We start from the raw sequence: 4,981 nt of genomic DNA, 5'->3' as shown, positions 1-4,981 counted from the left end.
GGAAAGACGAGACGACATCCACGAAGCCTTCCTCGGCCTCGCCACCTGCCTCATCACACACCGCCACGTCCAACGCCTTTGTTAGGACCTCTTAGTCGTCGCAGGTCAGGCTGACGGAGAAGGGTCGACGACCGCTCGTCGCCATGAGCGCCGAGATCGGCTGTCTCATCCAATACGGTTGCCGCAGGTCACAGGGATAGGGTCGACTGGCTCGGATGACAACGGACAGCAGTGGCTGACACCGAGGGGCGACGAATGGTGCTACAGGTGCGCTGTCAACTCGCTGACCAGCAGGAACAACTGAGCGTCGATAGCATCTGGACCGAACACCCCGAGCAGGTGTCATCTGGGGCGGTAAACGCTGCGGGCCCCGCCACCGCCACGACGGCTAGGAGCTCCCTCACCGTCGCTGGACGGACCGCGTCACCCTACGCCCCCGTGCCGATGGCGCGTGAGATCATGCGCCTGACGCGGCCCTTGAACGTCACCGGCGGTAGGCGGAACTGAGCGCGGAGCAGGAAGCCAACCGGGGAATCCTTGATCTGCGCGTCACGCCCTTCCGCGAGCCCCTGGCGCATGGCTGCGAGGCCGAATGTCACTCCCGCAGCCGTCACGGGTCCGTGGCCCAGCACGCTCGACAGTGCGGTGGTGAGTGAGCCCAGTTCAAACTTGTAATTCAAGACCCCGGTCGCTGACCGCAGATGCAGGCCGTGAATGGCTCTGCGTAGGTCCCGCAGCGGTTCCTCGACAGTGCGGGCTAACTGCAGCCGCGCGTACTCCTGCAGCGACCGCGCGTCCTCCACACCGGCGAGGTGCTCCTCTAGGTCAGCGGCCGCCGCGGAAATGGCATCGGTGAAGGCGTTGAACTCGCCGGCGTACCTCTTCCGGAGCTCGACGATCTTCGCGGCGGGCACGTCTGAAAGCCCGAACGGCAAAGCAACGTCAACGGCCAGGGTGCCCAGACAACTGGCGGCGTCCGTGGCTAGGCCCAAGAGTGAGCTGTCCGTGCACGCGCTGACGATGGCCGTCTCGTCCCAGTTGCCGATCATGTTGTAGGCAAAGAATTGATCGGTGGCTGGTACGTAGCGGGTCCGCCGCGCCAGTTCTTCAGTGAGCATGCATTTGTAGACCCATCCCAGAGGGGGCGGCATAGCGAGCCACTTGCGGTGCGTGGACGGTGAGAACAACGAGTTCTCCGCCGCCACGGCCAGACCTTCATCGATGAGAGCATCGCGCAGCGCTGGCTCGACCTCGTCCCAGTGCAGACCGGTGAGCCGACGCTCCGGAACGGGCATCGTGATCAAAGAGGAGTGTGGGTTGGGTTCCCAGCTGACCACTGGTGGATCTCCACCGACGCGCGCGTAGTGAGTGTCCTCGCTCGGAGTCCACCCCGAGCTGTACCCCCACGGGCCCTCGGTCACCAGGAACTCGTGGCGTAATACCGCCCTTTGGGACTGGTCTTCAAGCACACGCAGAAAGAGCGGGGCGACCGCCCGAGCGGCGTCACGCGGGTCAACGTCCACGACGAAGTCCAACTCATCCCGCAAGATGGACACTAGGCGGGGATCGTCCACCGGATAGCCAGGTGGGACCACCCGTGCCATACGCGGCCAGTACAAGGCTGCCGCCTTGAGCCACTCGTCGTCGCGGAAGTGAACGTATGGGTAGTAAAGGCCGATCTTTTGCACCGTGCTCCCCGGTCGAGACCCATCGCGTTTTCCTCACACAGCTGCCATTACGACCGTAGCCGCACAGCGAACTCCACGACCATCCCCGCTGTGCGACATGTCGATAGAAGACACCTGCTCGGAGGGCGGACGATGTCCGTCCCTTCTTGCAGGTCTCGACGGTTGCCACCAACTGGCCGTTCCGGTTGACCTGCTCGGGGGTTCACCGACGTCGGTGTCAGTCACTGGGATCAGGTGTCATCTATCGGTGTCCGTTGTCATCCGACCCAGTCGACCGTGCCCCTGTGACCTGCGGCAACCGGATTGGATGGGACAGCCGATCTCGGCACTCATGGCGGCGAGCGGTCGTCGACCCTTCTCCGTCAGCTGGCTGACCTGCGACGACTAAAGGCACAGGTCGACCTCGACGGATCGGGTAGCCACGGCGTACTGGTGTCGCCGTATGTGGCTTCCGGCGGTACGGCAAAGGTGACGGTGCCGTACGGCAAGCTGAAGCCTGGTGTGCTGTACAAGTTCCGCACATCCGCCTACGACGGCAGTCTGTACGAGACGACCTGGTCGCCATGGGCGGACTTCCGTATCGAGCCGTACGTGAAGTTCCCTGCGGCGCAGGCGTCGTCGACGATCGACCCGACCGTGCAGGAAATCGACGAGCTGAACCGGACGGATCCGGGGCCGGCTCTGCCGACGTTCGACGCGAGCGGTGCGGTGAAACGGGAGGCCAGGCAGAAGCGGAACTGCGGCAAGCAGGACCCGCAGGGGCACATGCTCTGCATCGAGCTGTCCCCTCCCACCGCGGAGTCCAAGGCTCGTGCGAAGAAGCGCGCCGAGGCGCTGCGCAAGGCTGAGGAGGCCAAGGCCCGCAAGGCCGGTAAGTCTCCTGCTGAGGCGGCTGACGCGCCTGCTGTGGAGCTGGTCGACTGGTGCTGGGACAAGCCAGCGGGCAAGGACTACATGACCCGTACCGAGGCGTGCCTGAAGAACATCGGGTCGGCGACGCTGGCATTCATCGACACGGGTCGGGACGTGACGATCGGCTTCGCCGAGTTCGACTTCGAGCTGCGCATCAAGGCGTACCCGAACAAGGGGGCGTCCGGGTCGGACTTCGCGGAATTCGATCAGCAGATCGCCATCATGCCGGTTGCGATCGACCAGGGACTGGAAGGCGTCACGATGAAGTGGAACGTCGGGTCGACGTGCCAGTCGTGTGTGACGTCGAACGTGAAGTGGACGGACGGGCAGAACAACAACGCCGGATCGACGGCGTACTGGGACGTGGACGGCGCCAGCCCGCCGTACGGTGACCGGTGGGGCCGGGTAGCGACGACCTGGAACGGCACGGGCAAGGAGACCATCGACCTGGGCTGGTCGGTGACCGCCACCGTGGACGCCAGTGACATCGCGACTGCGACCGCGCCCGGACACCGATGTGAAGAACAGCTCCGGCGGTCCGTGGACGTCGGACAACAGTCGCACTCGCGTGTGTGACAGCACCTGGAGCGTGCACCCGTCCGATGCGTCGGTGGGGTCCGTCGACTGTGACGAGTTCGCGATGGCCTCGACGCACGAGTCCGGCGGCTACCCCAAGAGCGTGAACCTGGTGACGTCGGGTGGCAAGTGCGCCCAGTTGTTCACCGACAAGATGGGCGACGGTTCGGCGGACTTCGGCATCCTCGCGGACACCCGCACGGCGACGAACGGGCCGAGCGGAACGGAACGGTGCGGGCGCGCGGCGATCCCGAGCGTGCAGAATCAGCGGGCGTTCACCGGGTTCCCGGTTCCGTCGTGGCGGATGCTGGACGGTGACGGGTTCTTCGTGACCCTGCCGGGGTTCGAGCACTGCACGTCGACCGGGACTACCTGCACGTGGCGCAAGATCGGCTGACGCTAGAGGTTGCCACCGGTCTTCCTGTGCGGGGTCGAGCCTGCTGCCCCACACCAGCGCTCCACCAACCAGGCCGGGCCTGTCCCGCGTGGCCAGGGCAGGGGCTTCGAGCATGTCGGCTGCCTCTTCCAGGTAGGTGGCCAGCGTGTCCAGCTCGTCGTCGAAGCCTTTGTTGTAGCGCGACCAGCGGCCCAGGTAGCCGGTCGCGGCGTCCAGGTACAGTCCCGAGGTGCGGTCAGTCGCCCCGTAGGAGACAACCGGAATCCAGGCTGCCTTCCGCTGGGGCAGGACCTGGCACATGCTTGCTCACGAGGCTTCTCCCTCGCTCCGGCGCCGGATCGACCAGGTCTACCGGCACCGACTCTCGGCCGAATCGATCCGGCAGGGAGCCCCGACGCTGCGGGCCTCCAGGGCGAACACCACCCAGAGACTCTTCGCCCCCACCCACACCCTCACGGACTTCGGGATCGCTCCTGAGCGCATACCGCAGTCCCTTCCCAGCTCCTGGTTGCTTGCCGCCACCCTGGAGGACTCCGAGCAGGCCATCACCAGTCGCCGGCGACTCCGCCGGGTTCTCCCCGTCCACCTGGTCCAAGCGATCAGCGACATGAACTTCCTGGAAGCGGCGGCGTTCCTCGGCATCCCCACGTCCTGGACCACCCAGGGCCGACTGCGGGTCAGACCGCTGAACCCCTACCAAGACCTCAAGGACCGGGACCTGCCGGCCACGCTGGAACGCCTGGCCGAGCACGTCATCAGCCAGGAGAGAATCGACTACCGTGCCCGCCGCACGCAGTTCTCCCGATGGTCCATCGACGACAGGACCTGGGACGAACTCTGCCGACTTCACCGTCGAGGCAGAGGCCCCAAGCCGACAGAACGCACCCGAGAGTGCGCATCCGCCTTCGTCTGGAGCTACGTCACCGGCAGCGAGTTCGCCCTCGCACCGGTCTTCCAGCCACCAATGCGGCCCCACGACCGATCACAGACCGACGATCTGCCGCACTTGACCCTCCTCCGACGCTGGGAATCGCAAGAACAACCCATCCCCTCCGCCGGCCTCTGCAGGGCCCTCGAGGACCATGCCAGAGAGCTGATCGCGACCGTCAGCCACACACCGTGATCGACACGGATCCCGACCCGCCAAGGATCGCCGGTACGCGCATTACGCCAAAGGGCTGATGACTTTTCCCCGTTCGAGTGATCGGGTCCCAACGGACGTGTAAGCGCACAGCGTTCGTGATCGTCTTGGGCCGGTTCAAAAAGTTCCCGCCTGCTTAGTTCCTGGAAAGCTCTGGATGATGCGTCACGCTGGTTTACAGCTCGTCGTCGGCGCCTCCGACGTGCTGGCGACCGCCCTCCCGGGTACGGCCCGGATGGCGGTGCCCGATGCCTGATGATGGGTCGG

General features: G+C 65.4%; 4 protein-coding genes. 3 read left to right on the top strand and 1 reads right to left on the bottom strand.

The genetic code is table 11. From position 1 onward, the window contains the following. Nucleotides 1-428: 428 nt before the first annotated feature. Nucleotides 429-1,688 carry a DUF6236 family protein gene (locus ACZ56U_RS39885; RefSeq protein ID WP_469088845.1) on the bottom strand — a complete coding sequence of 420 codons (1,260 nt, stop codon included), beginning with the start codon at nucleotides 1,686-1,688 and terminating at the stop codon, nucleotides 429-431. A gap of 303 nt (nucleotides 1,689-1,991) precedes the next feature. On the opposite strand from ACZ56U_RS39885, the gene ACZ56U_RS39880 reads away from it, so the two are divergent. The 3 genes from ACZ56U_RS39880 to ACZ56U_RS39870 all read left to right on the top strand — a co-directional run bounded on the left by ACZ56U_RS39880 (nucleotide 1,992) and on the right by ACZ56U_RS39870 (nucleotide 4,696). Beyond that, nucleotides 1,992-3,176, top strand: coding sequence for a hypothetical protein (locus tag ACZ56U_RS39880; protein ID WP_469088844.1), 1,185 nt, complete (start codon nucleotides 1,992-1,994; stop codon nucleotides 3,174-3,176). A 34-nt stretch (nucleotides 3,177-3,210) separates the two neighbouring features. Then, nucleotides 3,211-3,573 (top strand): hypothetical protein, encoded by a 363-nt coding sequence (locus tag ACZ56U_RS39875; protein ID WP_469088843.1) that lies wholly within the window; start codon nucleotides 3,211-3,213, stop codon nucleotides 3,571-3,573. Between the two features lie 298 nt (nucleotides 3,574-3,871). After that, the gene (locus tag ACZ56U_RS39870) at nucleotides 3,872-4,696 is read left to right on the top strand and encodes a hypothetical protein (protein ID WP_469088842.1); all 825 of its coding nucleotides are present in this window, start codon (nucleotides 3,872-3,874) and stop codon (nucleotides 4,694-4,696) included. Nucleotides 4,697-4,981 lie beyond the last annotated feature (285 nt).

The organism is Streptomyces sp. NPDC034103, from assembly GCF_055575395.1.
This window is presented reverse-complemented; position numbering and strand designations above follow the sequence as displayed.

What these genes read in the sequence shown, in the direction of transcription:
- ACZ56U_RS39870 (WP_469088842.1), top strand. Translation starts at nt 3,872, where the DNA reads ATGCTTGCTCACGAGGCTTCTCCCTCGCTCCGGCGCCGGATCGACCAG.